Below are 17,600 nucleotides of genomic sequence, written 5' to 3'. Positions count from 1 at the left end.
TTTTCTGATCGCACTAGGAATAGTCCTAAGACTATTCCCTAGGGAGAACCCAGAGCTAGGATTAAGCTAAAGTTAATTTGAAGTTAAAGCTTGGAGATCGCTTTTTTAAGGGCTCACTAAAATCCACAAAAAAGTCAAATTTGGGTAAGCAGATTGGGCGATCGCGGTTTAGCGTACTAGATATATCTTTATTGCCCCCTGCTTTAGGGAAAGGTTTCCCAATGTCAGCCGAGTCTTTATCTCCGGTCGATGGGCCTCCATCTCGAAAAAATGACCTGTGGCGCCCCAACCGCGATCGCAGCCGTCGAGTCGAGGCGATCGTTCGTGCCGTTTGTTTTGTCTTTGCCGCCATCTCCATCGTCACCACGGTGGGCATTGTGCTGACGCTGATTGTTGAGACCTTTGCCTTTTTCACTGACCCCTTCTTTCGCCAAGACCTGTGGGTTGAGCAACTGCCCAGCCTGCTGCCCAATGCCTCCGAAGCTGAACTGCAAACCCTGGGCGATCAGATTCAGGCGACAGACCCCAGGGTAGTGTTTGACCAGGCCGAGGTCTTGGGCATTGCGCCCCCCAGTCAGGCGGCGGGGGTGTTCTACGCCTTGGGGCGGTTCTTTACCGACAACCGCTGGACGCCGCTATTTAATGACGGGGGATTCGGCATTTTTGTGTTGATCAGCGCCACCCTGCTGACCAGCACCATCGCCATGGCGGTGGCGGTGCCCCTGGGGCTGCTGATCGCAATTTTTTTGAGTGAATATGCGGCCCCTGGGGTGCGCCAGGTGCTCAAGCCGATTTTAGAACTGCTGTCGGGGGTGCCCTCGGTGGTGTTTGGCTACTTTGCTCTGCTGGCGGTGACGCCCTTTTTGCAGGGGTTGATTCCAACCTTGCAGGGGTTCAATGCCCTCAGTGCGGGCCTGGTGCTGGGGGTGAGCATTTTGCCCCTGGTGGCGTCGCTGAGCGAAGACGCCATCAGCGCCGTGCCTGAAGAACTGCGCCAGGGTGCCTTTGCCATGGGGGCGACCAAGCGCGAGACCATTCAGGCGGTGATCCTACCGGCGGCGTTGTCGGGCATTGTGGCGTCGATTATGTTGGCGGTGTCGCGGGCGGTGGGCGAAACCATGATCGTCAGTCTGGCGGCGGGGCAGAGTCCGCAGTTTATCGACGGCAATTTCAACTTCATCAACCCCTTTGTGCCGGTGATGACCATGACCGCCTTCATTGTGCAGGTCAGCCTGGGCGACACGCCCCACGGCACCCTGCCCTACAAGACCATTTTTGCCGTGGGCATGACGCTGTTTTGCATGACCCTGGCCCTAAATATTGTCAGCTACTGGTTTGTGCGCCGCTTTCGGGAGAAGTACGACTAATGGCCTCATCACCGTCTGAGTTTATTACCCCGCCCCCAGTGGTGGTGGAATCGAAAGGGTTTGCGGGCAACTTGCCCCAACGCCACACCACCGATCGCCTATTTCAGGTCGCCGCCTGGGTGGCCACGGCGATCGCGATCGCCGTCCTGGGCTGGCTTTTGTACGATGTTTTCAGCCAGGGCTGGGGTCGGCTCGACTGGCCGTTTCTCACCAGCTTTCCCTCCCGCAAACCCGAGAATGCGGGCATTGTCGGGGCGCTGGCGGGCACCTTTTGGGTAATGATCATCGTGGCTCTGGTAGCTTTCCCCGTGGGGGTGGGGGCAGGGCTGTATCTAGAAGAATTTGCCACCGATAGCGGGTTGACCCGCCTGATCGAGATCAACATCAGCAACCTGGCGGGGGTGCCGTCGATTATCTACGGGCTGCTGGGGCTAGCGGCCTTTGTACGGCTGCTAGAGCCGATTACCGGCGGGCGATCGGTGCTGGCGGGGGCACTGACTCTGGCCCTGCTGGTGCTGCCCATTATTATTGTCGCCACCCGCGAAGCGCTGCGAGCCGTGCCCGAGGGGGTGCGCCTGGCGGGACTGGCCATGGGCGGCAGCCGCTGGCAAGTGGTGTGGGATCACGTGTTGCCAGCCGCCCTGCCAGGCATACTCACCGGGGTGATTTTGGCCCTGTCGCGGGCGATCGGCGAGACCGCACCGCTGATTGCGATCGGGGCGCTTACTTTTGTGCCCTTTACCCCCGGCTGCACCGAGGGGTTCCCCTTCGTTAACCCCCTAGACCTGGTCCGCTGCCCGGTAAATGTGGTGCAGAGCCCGTTTACGGTGCTGCCAATTCAGATTTTCAACTGGGTCAGCCGCCCTCAGAAGGCCTTTCACGAAAACGCCGCCGCTGCCATCATTGTGCTGATGGCGGTGCTGGTGCTGATGAACAGCGTGGCGATTGTTTTACGACACCGTTTCAGGCAGAAAGGTTGAGTTTTAGTATAAACGCGAAGGCCGAAAGGCTGGAGAAGCCCGCACTCTACGCAAAGCGTGAATGTCGGGAGCATGTTATGGAAAAATGAATCTTATACTGAATCCTGAACGAATACCCCCGATTTGTAGTAGGGGCGTAGCATGCTACGCCCCTACGGGGTTCCTGGATTATGAATCGGGGTTGTCTGACTCGGATTTGGTATTAGCCTGGATTAGTCATGCTGATGGCAAGGCGGGCCAAAGGCCCATCCCACCCCAAAAATTGCTCCTAAAACCTAGAGGTCTTTGGGGAAAGCACCTAACCCATGGATTCTGACGATTACTCTACTGCTAGGGAGACGCGGTTGCCGCCGATCGCCCGCAGCTCGGTCAGCAGACCAGCGACTTCACTGTAGGCCAGCTCGCGATCGGCCTTGAGCACCAGCTTGCCGTTGGGGTTTTGGGCAAAGTAGGTGCGCACTTGCTGACTGAGCTGGCTAAAGGCAATGGGCTTGTTTTCTAGCACCAGATTGCCGTCTCGGTCGAGGCCGACCACCAGGGCGTCAACCTGTACCATTTGCGGTTCTTCTACAGCACCGTCACCGGGTACCGACTGGGGTAGGCGCACATTGAGCAACTGCTGCCCGGTCAGCCCCATCGAAATAATGATGAAAAAGGTCAATACCGTCATCAGCACGTCCATCATGGGGACGAGGTTAACTTCAGGAATCTGCGAGTCTAGGTGGCGGCGGCGGCGAGAGCGCATAAAAACCCAGGAGAGAAGACTGAGGTAGCTAGATAGCCTCAACGCTATCATTCTGCAATGTCATGGAACGCTTGAGGATGACACTACTATAGAACGGTTAAACCTGGGGAGAAAAGAGACCGTGCTAAGGCTATGCGGTGGCAATTAGCTGCTTTTTGATCCAAATATCGGCGCGCGAGTGGAGATAGACCGGATCGGCTTGGAGAGCGATCGCCCGATTATAGGACTCTACCGCGTTACCGTAGGCACCGATTTCGGCCAGCAGCTTGCCTCGGTTAAACCAGGCCTGGTGGTACTGGGGGTTGAGGGCCACGGCTTTGTCGTAGGCGGCTAGGGCTTCGGCCTGGCGGTTGAGGCCACAGAGGGCATTGGCGCGGTTGTTCCAGGCAGTACAGTAGGTGTCGTCTAGGGCGATCGCCTGGTCAAAAGCGGCCAGGGCAGGCTGAAACTGAGCCTGCTGGCAGAGGTCACAGCCCTGGGCCGTGAGGTCGGCGGCGCTCGGGGAGTTAGCGCCAAGGGGCGAGTCATCAATTGGAGGCATTGGGGCGATCGCTAGGGCAACAGTTTACATTGTGGCCACAGAGGGAGCCATCGCTGAGGGGGGGTGCTACCCGCAAAGGGTACGGATTTACAGCCCAATTTGAGAAGATGAAAGAGTTAGTTTTTTGGGGGGGGCTATGCCTCAGGTAGCTTGGGCAGAATGGGTGGCAGCGGTACAGAGAGGAGAACTGGTCAGCTTTCCGACCGATACGGTACCGGCCTTGGCGGCCCAGCCAGAGGCGGGCGATCGCATCTATGCCGCCAAAGAGCGCAGCTCCGACAAACCGCTCATTCTGATGGCTGCCAGCTTAGCCAGTCTGCGCCCTTACATCCAGGGTAGCGAGGCCGAGTGGGCCGAGTGGAGCGCGATCGCCACTCAGTACTGGCCCGGTGCCCTCACCCTGGTGCTGCCGGCCCGCGACGACTTGCCCCCGGCGATCAATCCGCAACATACAGGTACCGTAGGGGTGCGGGTCCCCAACCATCCCCTCGCCCTGCACCTGCTGCGCCACACTGGCCCCCTAGCCACCACCAGCGCCAACCGTTCTGGCACCCCCCCTTTAGAAACCATGGCCGCCATTGCCACCCACTTTCCCCAGGTGTTTACCCTCTCACCCGCTGCTGAGGCAGACTTCTATCGCTCGCGTGACCTTGAGCCGCCCGCCGCCGATCAGCCCCAGGGCTCCGGGCAACCCTCCACCGTTGCCCAGTGGCAAAACCCTGGCTGGACCCTACTGCGATCGGGTCCAATCTCCCTCCCTTCCCCCTAACGGCCTGCCCATCCTACTCTCCACCTACTCCCTCACCGACCCTTCCCTTCTGCTATGAACTACCCCCAGGGCAAAGACTTCACCGACCTCGCCACGTTGCAACTGGCCTACGATCGCCTATTGCATCAAGCCCAGCACCAGGCCGCCTTTCTCGGCACCGCCTCCCACGAGCTCAGATCGCCCATCAACCAAATCATTAGCCTGCACCAGCTGATTCTGGAAGACCTGTGCGAAAACCCTGCCGAAGAACGGGAGTTTGTTGCCCAGGCTAACCAGACCATTCAAACCGTCCTCAAATACCTCGATCTGCTGATCACTCTCTCCAAATTTGACATTGGTACCGCTCAGCCCCAGCTTCAGCCCACGTTGCTAGGCCCGCTGCTCACCCGCGTACAGCGCCAGGTCGAAATGCAGTGTGTTAACCGTCAGTGCCGCTTTAGCCTAGGCCCAGTCGATGCCGACCTGACCGTGTCTACCGATGCCGCCTGGCTCGAACAAAGTCTGGTCATGCTCATTGAAGCCGCTCTGGTTGAGGGCAGTCCTCACATTAGCCTGACCGTGGCCGACGATTCTACTCCAGAGTCGATTGCCCTGCACCTAGACACCAACCCCGCCGCCAACCCGCCCTCAGTGGTTGCCGCCCTCTCCCCAGAGTTTCGCTACCAGCTATCCGCCCGCCTGATTCCCCATTTAGGGGCTACCCTAGACACCCTAGAGGCCACCAGCGATCGCGGCCAATATCTATGCCTACAGCTACCACAATCAATAAAATAGCTGAATCATTTAACTCAACATCCAATTTCAGGATCTTTCGGTATAGTTTGGGCAACTTAACCTGGAATCCAGCGCTGCCCCCCTGTAGCTGGCTTTGTGTGTACCAGTAACCCTGTAGAGTTTCGGTGCAGCTGACTCAACCACAATCCCTGAAACTAGGTCACAAGCGCTATGGAATTTGCCATTATTCTTTTGCTGGTCTTTATTGTCTGGACCAACGAGAAGCTGTTCGGTAAGCCACTGTTTAAGGAAGTACCCAAGAAAACCGCTGAAGAGAAATTTGCCGAGGCTATTAAGGACTATCTAAAAGAGGGGGTAAACGTCAAAATTCAAGGCGGCAAAGATAAGTAGAGCCAGGCTCGACTTATCCGTTTTCCTCCAAAAACTCAAGCAGCCCGCAGCATTCCATCCTGAATTCTAAGATGCTAACCCCCATCTTCTAAGAGAATTAAATCGCAATTCTCCTAGAAGATGGGGTTTATCCTCCTGTTGTAAGTTTGGCCTCTCATTCTCTGATCCCTTTTCCCTAGGGAATCAGATTGAGGTATGGCTTTCTGCATGATGGGTTAGGCTACAAACCCGGAATACACCCAGAAGATACCTATTTCACTCAGGGTCGTTTATCAGCAAATCTCGTAGCAGATGAGAGTCTAGGGAGCTAGCTGCCATAACTTTTGAAACAGCCCTAATGAATTGATCGGGGCGAATGCACAGTCTATGCTAATAGTTGGGAAGACGACATCTAGCGGTTCTATCTTGCCAGGGCAGGGCAGTCTGGGAAGAATAGAGACAACCTTCAATCACCTATTCTATGATTGAGCTGCCGGGCTATTCCCTTTTAGAACAGCTTCATACAGGGGTTAAAAGCCTGGTTTACCGAGGGCATCGCGTGGCCGATGGTCGGGCGGTGGTCGTCAAGCTGTTGCGCAGTGAACGGCCAGCCCCCCATGAGCTCATGCAGTTTCGCCATCAGTTTACGATCGCCCGCGAGTTGCACTCTCCTGGCATCGTGCAGCCCTACGCTCTGATGCCCTACCACCAGAGCTATGCGCTAGTTTTAGAAGATTTTGGCGGCATTTCGCTGAAGCAGTGGCTGGAACAACGGTGGGCGACGGGCCAGACGGGGCTAGAACTGCTGGATTTTCTCGACATTGCCCAGCAGCTCACTACCATTCTCAAGTATCTCAACGACCACGGCATCATTCACAAAGACATCAAACCCAGCAACCTGCTGATTAACCCAGGCACCCGACAGGTCAAGCTGACCGACTTTTGCCTGGCCACGCGCCTGTCGCGAGAGGCACTGCCGGGCCAGCGCTACAAATGCTTAGCAGGTACCCTGCTCTATATATCGCCTGAGCAGACCGGTCGGATCAATCGCGGCGTCGACTACCGCACTGACTACTATTCTCTGGGTATCACCCTCTACGAACTGCTGACCGGGCAGGTGCCCTTTACCGCCGAGACCCTGATGGGTCTGATCTACTGTCACATTGCCAAGGAGCCGCCGCCAGTTCAGCAGTTGAACCCGAGCGTACCGGCGGCCGTAGCCGCCATCGTCAACAAGCTAATGGCCAAAAATCCGGAGGATCGCTACCAAAGTGCCGTGGGTCTAGACTACGACCTAGAGCGCTGCCGCACTCAGCTCGGCCAGACGGGGCGGGTAGTAGCTTTTACCCTCGGAGAGCGCGATCGCAGCAGTCGCTTTCTGATTCCCGAAAAGCTCTACGGGCGTGAGCAGGAGGTGGCGGCGGTGCTGGCCGCCTTTGAGCGGGTCAGTGGTGCCGGTGGCAGCGAAATTGTGCTGGTCACAGGCTACGCGGGGGTGGGTAAAACCGCAGTAGTGCAAGAGGTGCAAAGACCGATCGCCCGCCAGCAGGGCTACTTTATTCAGGGTAAGTTTGACCAGTTTAAGCGCAACACACCTTTTTCAGGCTTTTTGGCCGCCCTACAAACGCTAATTCAGCAGTTGCTGGGCCAGCCTGAGGCCCAGCTTCAGACCTGGCGCACCGACATTCTGGCGGCCCTAGGCAACAACGGCCAGCTGCTGCTCGATGTTTTACCTGAGCTAGAGCAGATCATTGGTTCTCAACCGCCCGTAATCCACCTTGTCGGCCAGGCGGCACAGCATCGGTTTAATCTGTTGTTTCAGAATTTTATTCGAGTGGTGGCCACGCCCCAGCACCCGCTGGTGGTGTTTTTAGACGATTTGCAATGGGCTGATCTGGCTTCGCTACAGCTAATGGATCTGCTCATGGGCGATTCGCCGTGCCAGCACCTGCTGCTGATCGGGGCCTACCGCGACCACGAGGTCAGCCCAGTTCACCCGCTGATGCTCACCCTTGATGCCCTTGGCCAGCGTGGAACGATCATTAACACCATTGCCCTCCAGTCGCTGTCGGTGGCCAGCCTGCACCAGCTAGTGGCCGATGCCCTAGTTTGCTCGGTGCCCCTAGCTGCGCCCCTGGCCAGTTTGGTCTACCAAAAAACCGGGGGCAACCCGTTTTTTGCCACTCAGTTTTTGCAGGCCCTGCACCAGGAGGGCACCATTGCCTTCGACTCCGATCGGGGAGCCTGGCAGTGCGATCTGGGCCAGGCCCAGCAGGCGGCCTTAGGCGACGATGTGGTTACTTTTGTGGTTCAACAGCTGCAAAAGCTACCGCCCCAGACCCAGGCCATCGTGAGGCTGGCGGCCTGCATCGGCAACTCGTTTAACTTGGGCCACCTAGCGCTGGTGGCAGAGCAAGCCGAAACCGACGTGGCGATCGCCCTATGGAGTGCCCTTGAGCTAGGGCTGGTGCTACCCCAAAGCGAGCTATGTACCCTGTTTCTAGAGCCAGCGGGCACCCTGCCCGCCCTCAATGGGCCTGAGATCAGCTACCGGTTTTTGCACGATCGCATTCAGCAGGCAGCCTACTCGCTGATTCCGCCAGAGCAGCGGGGCCAGACCCATCTCACCATCGGCCAGCTACTGTGGCACAAACTGGCTCCGACCCAGCGCGACGAACAGTTGTTTACCATCGTCAACCACCTCAACGAGGGTCAGGCGCTGCTGACAACCTCCCCCGATCGCACCCATCTGGCCCAGCTCAACTTGCAGGCGGGCCGCAAGGCCAAGGCCGCAACGGCCTACCCCGCCGCGGTTGACTACCTGCGCCAGGGCATTGCTCTACTGGCCACCGATGCCTGGCAGCACCAGTACGAGTTGGCCCTAGCTCTGCACCAGGAGATCACCGAATCGGCCTACTTGAGCACCGACTTCGAGCAAATGGAGCAGTGGGCCAACCTCACCATCCGCCATGCCCGCACCCTGCTCGACCAAGTACCGATCTACGAGGTGCGGCTGCTGGCCGATCGCGCCCAGGGCAACTACCGATCGGCCGTGCAGACGGGCCTAGAGGTGCTGCGTACCCTGGGAGTTGATCTGCCCATCGAGCCCGACCCGGCAGCGGTGCAGCAGGCTCTGACTGCCACCCGCCAGCTGTGGGCTGACCAAGCCCCGAGCCAGCTGCTGGCCCTGCCCCCGATGACCGATACCCAGCGGCTGGCAGCGATGCAGATTATGACGAAGCTCAGCGCCCCCACCTACCGCGCCCTGCCGGCCTTAATGCCGTTGTTGCTGACCAAACAGGTCGAATTTTCGATTCGCTACGGCAACAGTCCAATCTCGATTTTTGCCTACGCAGGCTACGGTATGGCGCTGTGTGGGATGGGTGACATTGAGGCGGGCTACGGGTTTGGCCAACTGGCCTTAGATTTGTTAGACCAGCTCCAGGCCCCCGCCTGCCAAAGCCGGGCCGGGTATTTGGTGCACAACTTCATTAGCCACTGGCGCGATCCACTGCGTCAAAGTTTGCCCGCCTTTGTGCAGGCTTACCAGAGCGGGCTGGCGACGGGAGATCTCGAATGTGTGGTGCTCAATGCCCAGGCCTATGGCCACTACGCTTACTTTGCCGGTCAGCCCCTGGCCGACCTGGCAGCAGAGATGGATGCCTACCGCCAAACCCTGCGCCAGCTCAAGCAGGTGTCGCTGAAATGTTTAGAAATTGTGCAGCAGACGGTGCTCAACCTGCTGGGGGAAGGAGAAACCCCCTGGTCTCTGAGCGGATCGGTGTATGAGGCCGAAGCATCGGTGCGATTTCATACCGAGCACGGCGATCGCACCGCGCTGTTCCACTACCACTTCAACCAGACCGTGCTCTACTACCTGTTTGGCCGGTTTGAACAGGCGGCCCAGCACGTCGACCAGGTAGAGGCTGTCTTAGATGGCGGTCGAGCCCAGTTTCCCATCGCCCTCTATGCCTTTTACGATGCCCTCATTCAGCTAGCCGGCTGCGCCCGGATCGCCGCCGACCAGACCACTACCGACCAAGCCGCCGCTGCCCGCTGGCAGCGAATTCGGCGGCAGCACGCAAAGCTGGCGCAGTGGGCTAGCTTTGCGCCCAGCAACCACCGCCACCGCTGGCAGCTAGTGGCCGCCGAGATCGCCCGGGTGGAGGGGCGCTACCTCGATGCTATGGCGGCCTACGACGATGCGATCGCTACGGCCCGTACCCACGGATTTCTGCAAGATGAGGGCCTAGCCAATGAGCTGGCAGCTCGGTTTTATTGGGCCTGGGGCCGTGACAAGCTCGCTCAGCCCTACCTGCACGCCGCCTACCACGCCTACGCCCACTGGGGGGCCAAAGCCAAAACCCAACAGCTTGAGACACTCTACCCTGAGGCCCTGAGGCCCATCCTCTCCGTCCTGCCGCCGCCGGGGATTCTCAGTACTGACGAGCAGATCAGCAGCCATGCCAGCGACACCGCCGCCCTCGATTTGGCCGCTGTCATTTGTGCCTCCCAGGCCATCTCCCAAGAGCTGCGACCCGATTACCTGATCCAGACCCTGATGCAGCTGGTGTTAGAAAATGCGGGGGGCGATCGCGGCGCGCTGATCTTACGCCAGGCCGATCAGCTGATGGTAGTAGCCCAGTGCCTACCGGGCGAAACCCTGCGGGTCGAACCGTTACCCCTATCAGCCAGTGGCACCCTGCCGGTCAGCCTGATTCACGTTGTCGATCGCACCGCCGCTCCTTTAGTCATTGACGACATGCGGGTTGAACCGCGCTTTGCCACCGACCCCTACCTAGGGCAGCACAGGCCCAAATCGGTGTTGGGCCTACCCTTGATCTACAAACAACAGACCATCGGTGTGCTCTACCTCGAAAACAACCTCACTACCGGGGCGTTTACCTGCGATCGCATTCAGGTACTCGACATTCTCTGTGCTCAAGCGGCAATCTCGTTTGAAAACGCCAACCTCTACCAGACCATCCAGCTCAGTAACCAAAACTTGCAGCAGTCCTTGAGCCATTTGCAAAACACCCAGGCGCAGTTACTCCAGGCCACTGACAAACTTCAGCACGACGCCCTCCACGACAGCCTCACCAACTTGCCCAACCGCGCCTACTTCTTAAGTTCGCTCAACCACGCTATCCAGATGGTCACGCGGCACCCCGAGCGCTTCTACGCGGTGCTATTTCTAGATCTCGACCGGTTTAAGAACATCAACGACAGCCTCGGTCACCTAATTGGCGACGAGTTCTTAAAATTGGCCAGCCAGCGACTGCAACGCTGTGTGCGGCCAGGCGACATCGTGGCCCGGTTTGGCGGTGACGAATTCGCGATTTTGCTCGAAGACTTGCCCCACCCCGACGATGCTCTGGCGATCGCCCAGCGCATTCAAGACCAGTTTTGCTTAGCCTTTCAAGTGAGCGATTACGAAGTCTTTGCCACCGCCAGCACCGGCATCACCGACAGCACCTTAAACTACACCGTCGCCACCCACATCCTGCGCGATGCCGACATTGCTCTCTACCAGGCCAAAGCTAAGGGTAAAAATCAGTACGTGGTGTTTGACCCAGCCATGCAGACCCAAATCACCCAGCGGCTTCAGATCGAAAGCGACCTGCGACGAGCCGTCGAAGCCGAAGAACTTTGTCTTTACTACCAGCCGATTGTGGCTTTGGCCACCGGCCAACTGCGCGGCTTTGAAGCCCTGGTCCGTTGGCAGCACCCTACCCAAGGGTTGATTTCCCCCCTAGAGTTTATCCCGGTGGCCGAAGAAACTGGCCTGATCGGCCCCATCGGCTGGTGGGTCTTAGAAGCGGCCTGCCAGCAACTCGTTCGCTGGCAAGCGGTCAACGCCCAAGCACTGTCGCTGACCATCAATGTCAATTTGTCCGCCATCCAGCTCAAGCAGCCCGATCTAATCGATCGCCTAGAGGCCATGCTAGAGGCCACCCAAATTCCCCGGCAGTCCCTCAAGCTCGAAATTACTGAAAGCTGCATCCTCGAAACCTTCACCTCCGAAGCCCACTCTCTCAAGCGGTTGAAGGCCCTGGGCGTGGGACTTTGTATCGACGACTTTGGCACAGGCTACTCGTCCCTCAGCCGGCTACACGAATTCCCCATCGACACGCTCAAAATAGACCGCTCCTTTGTGCAGCGGCTCAACCAAAGCTCCCTCGAAACGGTGCACATGATTCTCTTCCTGGCCCACAGCTTAGAGATGGATGTAGTGGCCGAGGGCATCGAAACTGCTACCGAACTCGACAGCCTCAAACGCCTCGGGTGTGAGTTGGGCCAGGGCTATTGGTTTGCACGCCCCTTGACTGTAGAGCAAGCGACCCAATGGCTCAAACCATAACGTGGTCGGTGAGCATGGCTTTAGTCCACTAGGTCGATTAGGTCTAGTTCGGGTCAACCCTGCCATTGTCCCACTGTTCCTTCATGCGCTGAATGCGATCGAGCAGGGTTTCGTTCGACAGGCGCGAGTTTAAGCGCTCCACCAGTAGAGGAAATGCCAGGGGTGAAGGGCGCTTAGTGTCCTTCCATACCACCGCACGCTGGTCTAGGCGGCTGAGGGTTTTGGCCAAGCGGTGGGTTTCGAGCTGGTCTTGCAGCACTTCTCGCTCAGCCTGCTTGAGCAGCAGGTTATCGGGCTCATACTTGGTGAATACGTCGTAGAGCAGCGATGTGCTCACCTGAAGCTGACTTGAGGTTTTGCGCGACCCAGGATAGCCCTTAAACACCAGCCCCGCCACTTGGGCAACACCGCGAAACTGGCGCTGGGTCAGCTCTGAGATATTGAGACTGGCGCGAATGTCGTGCTCTAGGTCGGTGATGCTAAAGAAATCGCTTGAGAATAGGTCTTGATAGGGATAACCCTTGGGGCCAAGAATTTCAAAGCCGTAGTCGTTGACTGAAATGGTGAAGGTGGCGGTCTTTTGTTTCGCAAAGCGGTAGCCCCAGAGAAACCCTAACCCCTCATGGACAAACCGCCCTTCAAAGGGAAACACGTAGAGATGCTGCCCCTCGCGGGTTTTACAGCTTTCAACCAGCAGTTCATCGGCCCTCGGCAGGGAAGACAGGCGCTGCTGGGCGGCGAGAATGGGCGCAATGGTCAGGAGTTCGGCGTTAGCGATCGCGGGAGATTCCCCCCTGTCTCCTGGCTGAGGCGCACCAGAGAGAGCGGCAGCAGTGGCGACGGAGGACGGTGCAGGCGAGAGACCTGCCGCCGGAGGAGATTCTGGAGTGGTGACGGTAGTGAGCAGCGATCGCGCCTCTTCCACTTCCCGCCGCAGGTGGTGGCTCAGGGTATCTGAAATAGCCAGTTGCCCGCCACCCCAGGTGGGCGTCACCGTAGACTTGCGCCGGGTGCCCTTGACGTAGAGCACCATATCTTTCAGTTGAAAATATTCGAGCTGTCGTCCGGCGAAGAAAAATACATCCCCCCGCTTGAGCCGCGACACAAACGACTCTTCCACAGTGCCAATTTGTTTGCGGTTGGTGTAGACAATCTTGACGGGGGTATTAGAGGTAATGGTGCCAATACCCATGCGATGGTTGCGGGCCAGCTTTGGGTCGCTCACTTGATAACGGCCCTCCTCCTTCACCACCTTTTTGTAGCGGGGATAGGCACCGAGGCACTGCCCGCCAGTTTCGATAAACTCTAGCACCCACTGATATTCTGGGTCGGTGAGGTCGGCGTAGGCAACGGTTTGGCGCAGGTCCTTGAGGGTGGTTTGGGGCTCAAACCCATCACCGCAGGCCAGGGTAACCAGGTGCTGTACTAGCACATCGTAGGGTTTCTGCTGGGGGCGGCGGGTTTCCATATCTCCCAAGGCTAGCCCCCGGCGAAAAGCAGAGATCTCTAACAGCTCTAGGGCATTGGTGGGCAAAAAAAACACCTCCGAGGTGCCCTCGGGTACGTGGGCACTGCGCCCCGCCCGCTGCAACAGCCGAGCCAGGTTTTTGGCACTGCCAATCTGCACCACCCGCTCCACCGGCTGAAAATCTACCCCCAAGTCTAAAGACGACGTGCACACCACCCACTTTAGATCCCCCGACTTTACCCCCGCCTCGATCGCCTCTCGCTCAGAGCGATCGATCGACCCGTGGTGCAGGGCAATTTTGTCGGCCTGCTCAGGCAACGCAAACTCAAGGGCCTGATACCAGCGCTCGGCCTGGTTACGGGTGTTGGTAAAAATTAGGGTCGATTTCTCAATATCTAGCGCCGCTACCAGGGTTTCAAACATCCGCAGTCCCAGGTGTCCTGCCCAAGGAAACGTATCGACTGACTCGGGACGGATGCTGGTAATTACCGTCTCGCGCTGTAGGTTTGAGCGCACGATGACAGGCTCTACACCCAACCCCACAGCGGTTTGAGCAGCTTCTTCAAGGTTGCCCAACGTAGCCGAAAGCGCCCAGGTGCGTAGGGCAGGCCGCAGACTGCGCAGGTAGCTTAAACACAGCTCGACCTGGGTGCCCCGCTTAGAGCTAATCAACTCGTGCCATTCGTCGAGAATGACAGCCTGCAACTGACCAAAGCGCTTAGCACCGTCTTTGTAAGACAACATCACCGCCAGCGACTCTGGCGTGGTGATTAAAATGTGCGGCATTGTTTTGAGTTGCTTAGTCCGTCGGGCAGAACTGGTGTCTCCAGTACGCGATTCGACGGTAATCTCCCAACCCATGGCCTCAATGGGAGCCTTGATCGCCTGCTCGATATCTCGCGATAAGGCCCGCAGAGGAGTGATGTAGAGCACCTGCAAGCCAGGGGCAGGATGAGCAACCAGCTCGGCGATCGGCCCCATTACCGCTGCGTAGGTTTTGCCCGACCCGGTGGGCACCTGCACCAGCCCGCTCAGGCCCGCTAGATAAGCCGCCCAGGTTTCGCGCTGAAAGGCCAAGGGCTGCCAGCCGCGAGTGGCAAAGTACGAGGCGATCGCAGCTAGGCGAGGGTCAACCGACACAGGCAGGCTCCAAAATGTGGGATAGCCTACCTATTGTAATGAGACTGATCATGGAGTTCTTTGGGGTGCTCTCGGAGGAGGTGGACCAGGGGAGCTAGCCCCACTTACCTTAGCGATCGCCCTGGTAGATATAGCCATAGTCACTATGGTTACGACCTTTAAAAACTTTAGAAACGTTTGAACGTTTGAACGTTCAAACGTTTCTAAAGGAAGTGTCTTTACCAGACTGGCTACAGCTACATCAGCCTCACCCAGGCGATCGCCCCTAGCGATTCCCCTATTCCATCACCTCGCCTGAGACAGCATCTTCCTTGAGTTCACGGCGAAACAGAGTACGCAGCGACGGGGTGGCAAAGAAGCCAAAATAGATCCCCAGTAGGCCGGTCAAACCGTGCAAAAGCACGTCAACCCCATAGATTGGGAACAGACCAAAAAAGGTATTGGCCACAGGAACCATACCCAGCACCGCCAGGGTCAGGTAGTAGATGCCAAGCTGACCAGAGAATAGACGAGAACTATCGAGTGCGATCGAGGTCAGTATGCCCAGCCCTCCCGTCACCAAGTGAATAATGTTGTGGGGCGTATTGACCGGGAACAACCCCAGCAAATAGCCATAGCCCGAGGTCACTCCCAGCTCTTCTACATAGCCAGGCAGGGTCTCAGGTTGCGAGACCAAGGCTGGAATAAAGCCCATAAGGCCAATTGCTAGATAAACTAAACCGATACCAAGCGCAAATTTCTGTGCAGCTTTCATAGTTGGTTGTCTCCCAAAATCAGAACGAAACGTTATTACGATTAGTCAAGCTACGTAGACGTTAACAAAATCGACACAAACCTAGCTCTCCTAAAAGGAGCAGGTTTATTTTGCATCCATAGGAATAGGTTGCCTTGACCAGTTTCTTGCAGGAGACAGATAGCAGAGACTAGATATCTATTTGGCACTCAATACAGATGCAAGAGGCCCACCCCGGCTCCCAACGGCTAAACGGCACAGGCAATAACCCTTGCTCAGTCACACAAAGAAGTAGCCCAGCCGGAATTAGCATAACTAGGTTGGTGTAAAGTCCTGCTCTACTGAGTAAAAGGTTGAAATTTCCTGAATCTCACCCTGGAAAGGGCAGCTTTGAGCCTGAACACCCCCTTTTAGGGGTAGAGAGAATTCCTAGGTGATTAAAGTTACAACCGATACGTCTTCAAGCACTCTCTAAACTGCACAAAAAATAGTGAGACGTAGAGTCTTTCATCGCTACTGTCGATAGGGGTGAGACCCCTTGAGCGCCCGTTAAAAATTCATGTTTTAGGGCTAATTATGTAAGGAATTGAATAATGCACGCCCGTAGAGAATCTTTTGCCTGAAATCAATCATCCTAGCTATCAGGTGTGCAATCTACATTTCGGTAGCTAACGTCTATGACCCGTGCTAAATCTATCTTTATTTCCTATCGCCGTAGCACCAGTATTGATATTACAGGGCGCATTTATGACCGCTTGGTAGCGCACTTCAGCGAAAATAGCGTTTTTAAGGACGTAGACTCAATTCCCTTTGGGGTCAACTTTCGCAATCATTTAGAGCAGGAGGTCAGTCACTGTCCAGTGCTGCTGGCCATTATCGACCCCCATTGGTTAGCGGTGTCCGACAATCGGGGCAGAGCAAAATTGGCCAACCCCGCCGACTGGGTCCGCATCGAAATTGAGACTGCCCTACAGCGCGATCGCCTCGTCATTCCAGTGCTCGTCGGTGGCGCAACCCTGCCCGAAGAGAGCGCTCTACCCGAGGGGCTCAAAGCCCTAGCCTATCGCCAGAGCGCCCAGGTGCGCTGCGATCCCGACTTTCACCGCGATCTAGATCGGCTGATTCACCGCATTGAAGGGGTTTTTAGCAGCCTAGGGGCAGGGTCGCCCGCGCCCTCCTTCGCCCCCCCAGCCCCGGTCAGCCTCATCGATGAACTCGCCGCCGCCCTGGCTACGGCCAAGCATCAAACCCAGCCGCCCCAGCCGCCCCAACCGCCCCAGCCCCAGGGCATGGGTCGACGGCGCTGGCTGCGCCTCATGGGCCTAGGTCTAGTGGGCGGTGGCTCGGCCCTAGCGGTACACCAACGCGTGCCAGCCCTGCAAACCCTCACCGCAGGCAGCATGCCCCCCATGCCCGATCTAGCCCCCCTCCCCGATCGCCTCCAAACCGCCCTAGGCCAGCCAGAGCAATCTACTGCTACCCCAGGCGATGAGGACCCTGAGCCAGCCGCTCCAGCCCCCCCGATTTACACCTACGAGTCCATCAGCATCGACGAGTTTGGGCTCGAAGTTTCTCACGTTAAATTTTCTACCCCGGCCTATCAAGAACTCCAACTGCCTGGCCCCAGCGGTCCAGTTCCTCTGCCCTTAGTTTCGATTGTGGGCGGCCAGTTTGTGCTGGGTGCTCCGGTAACCGAACTGGGCCACGACCCTGTTCACCCCGCCCAAACCATTGCGGCGGTAGAGTCATTTTGGATGAGCGTTTATCCCATCACCCAAGCGCAGTGGCGGGCCGTCGCCGGGTTGCCTGCGATCGCCCTCGATCTAGACCCCAACCCAGCCCACTTTACCGGCGACGATTTGCCGGTAGAGCAGGTGACCTGGCCCGAGGCGGTAGAATTCTGCGAGCGGCTGCGCCGTTTGGCCAATAGCCAACTCGCTCCCTGGCCAGCCTCCCAGCCCGAGCGGGCTCACCTGCGTCGCTTTCGGTTGCCCACCGAGACCGAGTGGGAATACGCCTGCCGCGCCAAAACCACCACCCCCTTTCACACCGGTCAAACCCTGACCACCGACCTGGCCAACTACAACGGCACCGAGCCCTACCGCCAAGAACCCGTGGGCCAGTTTCGTGGCGGCACCACCGCCGTGGGCAGCTTTGGCAAAGCTAATGACTTTGGCCTCTACGACATGCACGGCAACGTACTCGAATGGTGTGCGGCCACCGAGCCAGACCAGACCCCCTGGCGCGCGGTGCGTGGGGGCGCGTGGCAAAGCCCGCCCGAGCACTGTCGTTCGGCCTACCGGGCTGGGTTCAAAGCCGACACCCGCAGCAACCAGATCGGCTTCCGCATTGTGGCCGACGTGAGCTAAGTTCAGGGCAAAAGCAGCCGGGT

Annotated in this window: 11 protein-coding genes; 7 read left to right on the top strand and 4 right to left on the bottom strand. The window is 57.7% G+C overall.

The features are described 5' to 3' along the window. The first annotated feature begins 221 nt into the window (after positions 1-221). Positions 222-1,367: a phosphate ABC transporter permease subunit PstC gene (gene pstC, locus RRF56_RS23055; protein ID WP_317035493.1), complete on the top strand. Its 1,146-nt coding sequence runs from the start codon at positions 222-224 to the stop codon at positions 1,365-1,367. After that, positions 1,367-2,347 carry a phosphate ABC transporter permease PstA gene (pstA, locus tag RRF56_RS23050; protein ID WP_317035492.1) on the top strand — a complete coding sequence of 327 codons (981 nt, stop codon included), beginning with the start codon at positions 1,367-1,369 and terminating at the stop codon, positions 2,345-2,347. Before pstC ends, pstA begins: the two co-directional genes overlap by 1 nt. Before the next feature lie 319 nt (positions 2,348-2,666). Here pstA and RRF56_RS23045 read toward each other — a convergent pair whose 3' ends face one another. Both RRF56_RS23045 and RRF56_RS23040 read right to left on the bottom strand, forming a co-directional pair. Beyond that, a complete protein-coding gene (locus RRF56_RS23045; RefSeq protein WP_317035491.1) occupies positions 2,667-3,092 on the bottom strand; it encodes a biopolymer transporter ExbD in 426 nt (141 codons plus the stop codon). A gap of 130 nt (positions 3,093-3,222) precedes the next feature. Beyond that, positions 3,223-3,633: a tetratricopeptide repeat protein gene (locus RRF56_RS23040; RefSeq protein WP_317035490.1), complete on the bottom strand. Its 411-nt coding sequence runs from the start codon at positions 3,631-3,633 to the stop codon at positions 3,223-3,225. A 136-nt stretch (positions 3,634-3,769) separates the two neighbouring features. Here RRF56_RS23040 and RRF56_RS23035 point away from each other — a divergent pair, with 136 nt between their 5' ends. The 4 genes from RRF56_RS23035 to RRF56_RS23020 all read left to right on the top strand — a co-directional run bounded on the left by RRF56_RS23035 (position 3,770) and on the right by RRF56_RS23020 (position 11,867). After that, positions 3,770-4,402 (top strand): L-threonylcarbamoyladenylate synthase, encoded by a 633-nt coding sequence (locus RRF56_RS23035; RefSeq protein ID WP_317035489.1) that lies wholly within the window; start codon positions 3,770-3,772, stop codon positions 4,400-4,402. Between the two features lie 54 nt (positions 4,403-4,456). Continuing rightward, positions 4,457-5,176: a sensor histidine kinase gene (locus RRF56_RS23030; RefSeq protein ID WP_317035488.1), complete on the top strand. Its 720-nt coding sequence runs from the start codon at positions 4,457-4,459 to the stop codon at positions 5,174-5,176. A 171-nt stretch (positions 5,177-5,347) separates the two neighbouring features. Beyond that, complete coding sequence (locus tag RRF56_RS23025; protein WP_317035487.1) at positions 5,348-5,527, top strand: hypothetical protein; 180 nt, start codon at positions 5,348-5,350, stop codon at positions 5,525-5,527. Positions 5,528-5,987: 460 nt separating this feature from the next. Beyond that, a complete protein-coding gene (locus RRF56_RS23020) occupies positions 5,988-11,867 on the top strand; it encodes an EAL domain-containing protein (RefSeq protein WP_317035486.1) in 5,880 nt (1,959 codons plus the stop codon). Positions 11,868-11,910: 43 nt separating this feature from the next. Here RRF56_RS23020 and RRF56_RS23015 read toward each other — a convergent pair whose 3' ends face one another. Both RRF56_RS23015 and RRF56_RS23010 read right to left on the bottom strand, forming a co-directional pair. Beyond that, entirely contained in the window at positions 11,911-14,475 is a 2,565-nt protein-coding gene (locus tag RRF56_RS23015; protein WP_317035485.1) for a ligase-associated DNA damage response DEXH box helicase, read from the bottom strand. Between the two features lie 277 nt (positions 14,476-14,752). Continuing rightward, positions 14,753-15,229, bottom strand: coding sequence for a DUF4383 domain-containing protein (locus tag RRF56_RS23010; RefSeq protein ID WP_317035484.1), 477 nt, complete (start codon positions 15,227-15,229; stop codon positions 14,753-14,755). Positions 15,230-15,885: 656 nt separating this feature from the next. Between RRF56_RS23010 and RRF56_RS23005 the strand changes: the two genes are divergently transcribed. Next, positions 15,886-17,577, top strand: a complete 1,692-nt coding sequence (locus RRF56_RS23005) for an SUMF1/EgtB/PvdO family nonheme iron enzyme (RefSeq protein WP_317035483.1) — start codon at positions 15,886-15,888, stop codon at positions 17,575-17,577. Positions 17,578-17,600 lie beyond the last annotated feature (23 nt).

Origin of the sequence: Nodosilinea sp. E11 (genome assembly GCF_032813545.1) — a bacterium.
Classification (GTDB): Bacteria; Cyanobacteriota; Cyanobacteriia; order Phormidesmidales; family Phormidesmidaceae; genus Nodosilinea.
Note: the sequence above shows the minus strand (reverse complement) of the source record. Positions and strands in the feature narration are given on the sequence as shown.

Coding starts and splice junctions, on each gene's coding strand:
- pstC (WP_317035493.1), top strand. CDS start 222: ATGTCAGCCGAGTCTTTATCTCCGGTCGATGGGCCTCCATCTCGAAAA.
- pstA (WP_317035492.1), top strand. CDS start 1,367: ATGGCCTCATCACCGTCTGAGTTTATTACCCCGCCCCCAGTGGTGGTG.
- RRF56_RS23045 (WP_317035491.1), bottom strand. CDS start 3,092: ATGCGCTCTCGCCGCCGCCGCCACCTAGACTCGCAGATTCCTGAAGTT.
- RRF56_RS23040 (WP_317035490.1), bottom strand. CDS start 3,633: ATGCCTCCAATTGATGACTCGCCCCTTGGCGCTAACTCCCCGAGCGCC.
- RRF56_RS23035 (WP_317035489.1), top strand. CDS start 3,770: ATGCCTCAGGTAGCTTGGGCAGAATGGGTGGCAGCGGTACAGAGAGGA.
- RRF56_RS23030 (WP_317035488.1), top strand. CDS start 4,457: ATGAACTACCCCCAGGGCAAAGACTTCACCGACCTCGCCACGTTGCAA.
- RRF56_RS23025 (WP_317035487.1), top strand. CDS start 5,348: ATGGAATTTGCCATTATTCTTTTGCTGGTCTTTATTGTCTGGACCAAC.
- RRF56_RS23020 (WP_317035486.1), top strand. CDS start 5,988: ATGATTGAGCTGCCGGGCTATTCCCTTTTAGAACAGCTTCATACAGGG.
- RRF56_RS23010 (WP_317035484.1), bottom strand. CDS start 15,229: ATGAAAGCTGCACAGAAATTTGCGCTTGGTATCGGTTTAGTTTATCTA.
- RRF56_RS23005 (WP_317035483.1), top strand. CDS start 15,886: ATGACCCGTGCTAAATCTATCTTTATTTCCTATCGCCGTAGCACCAGT.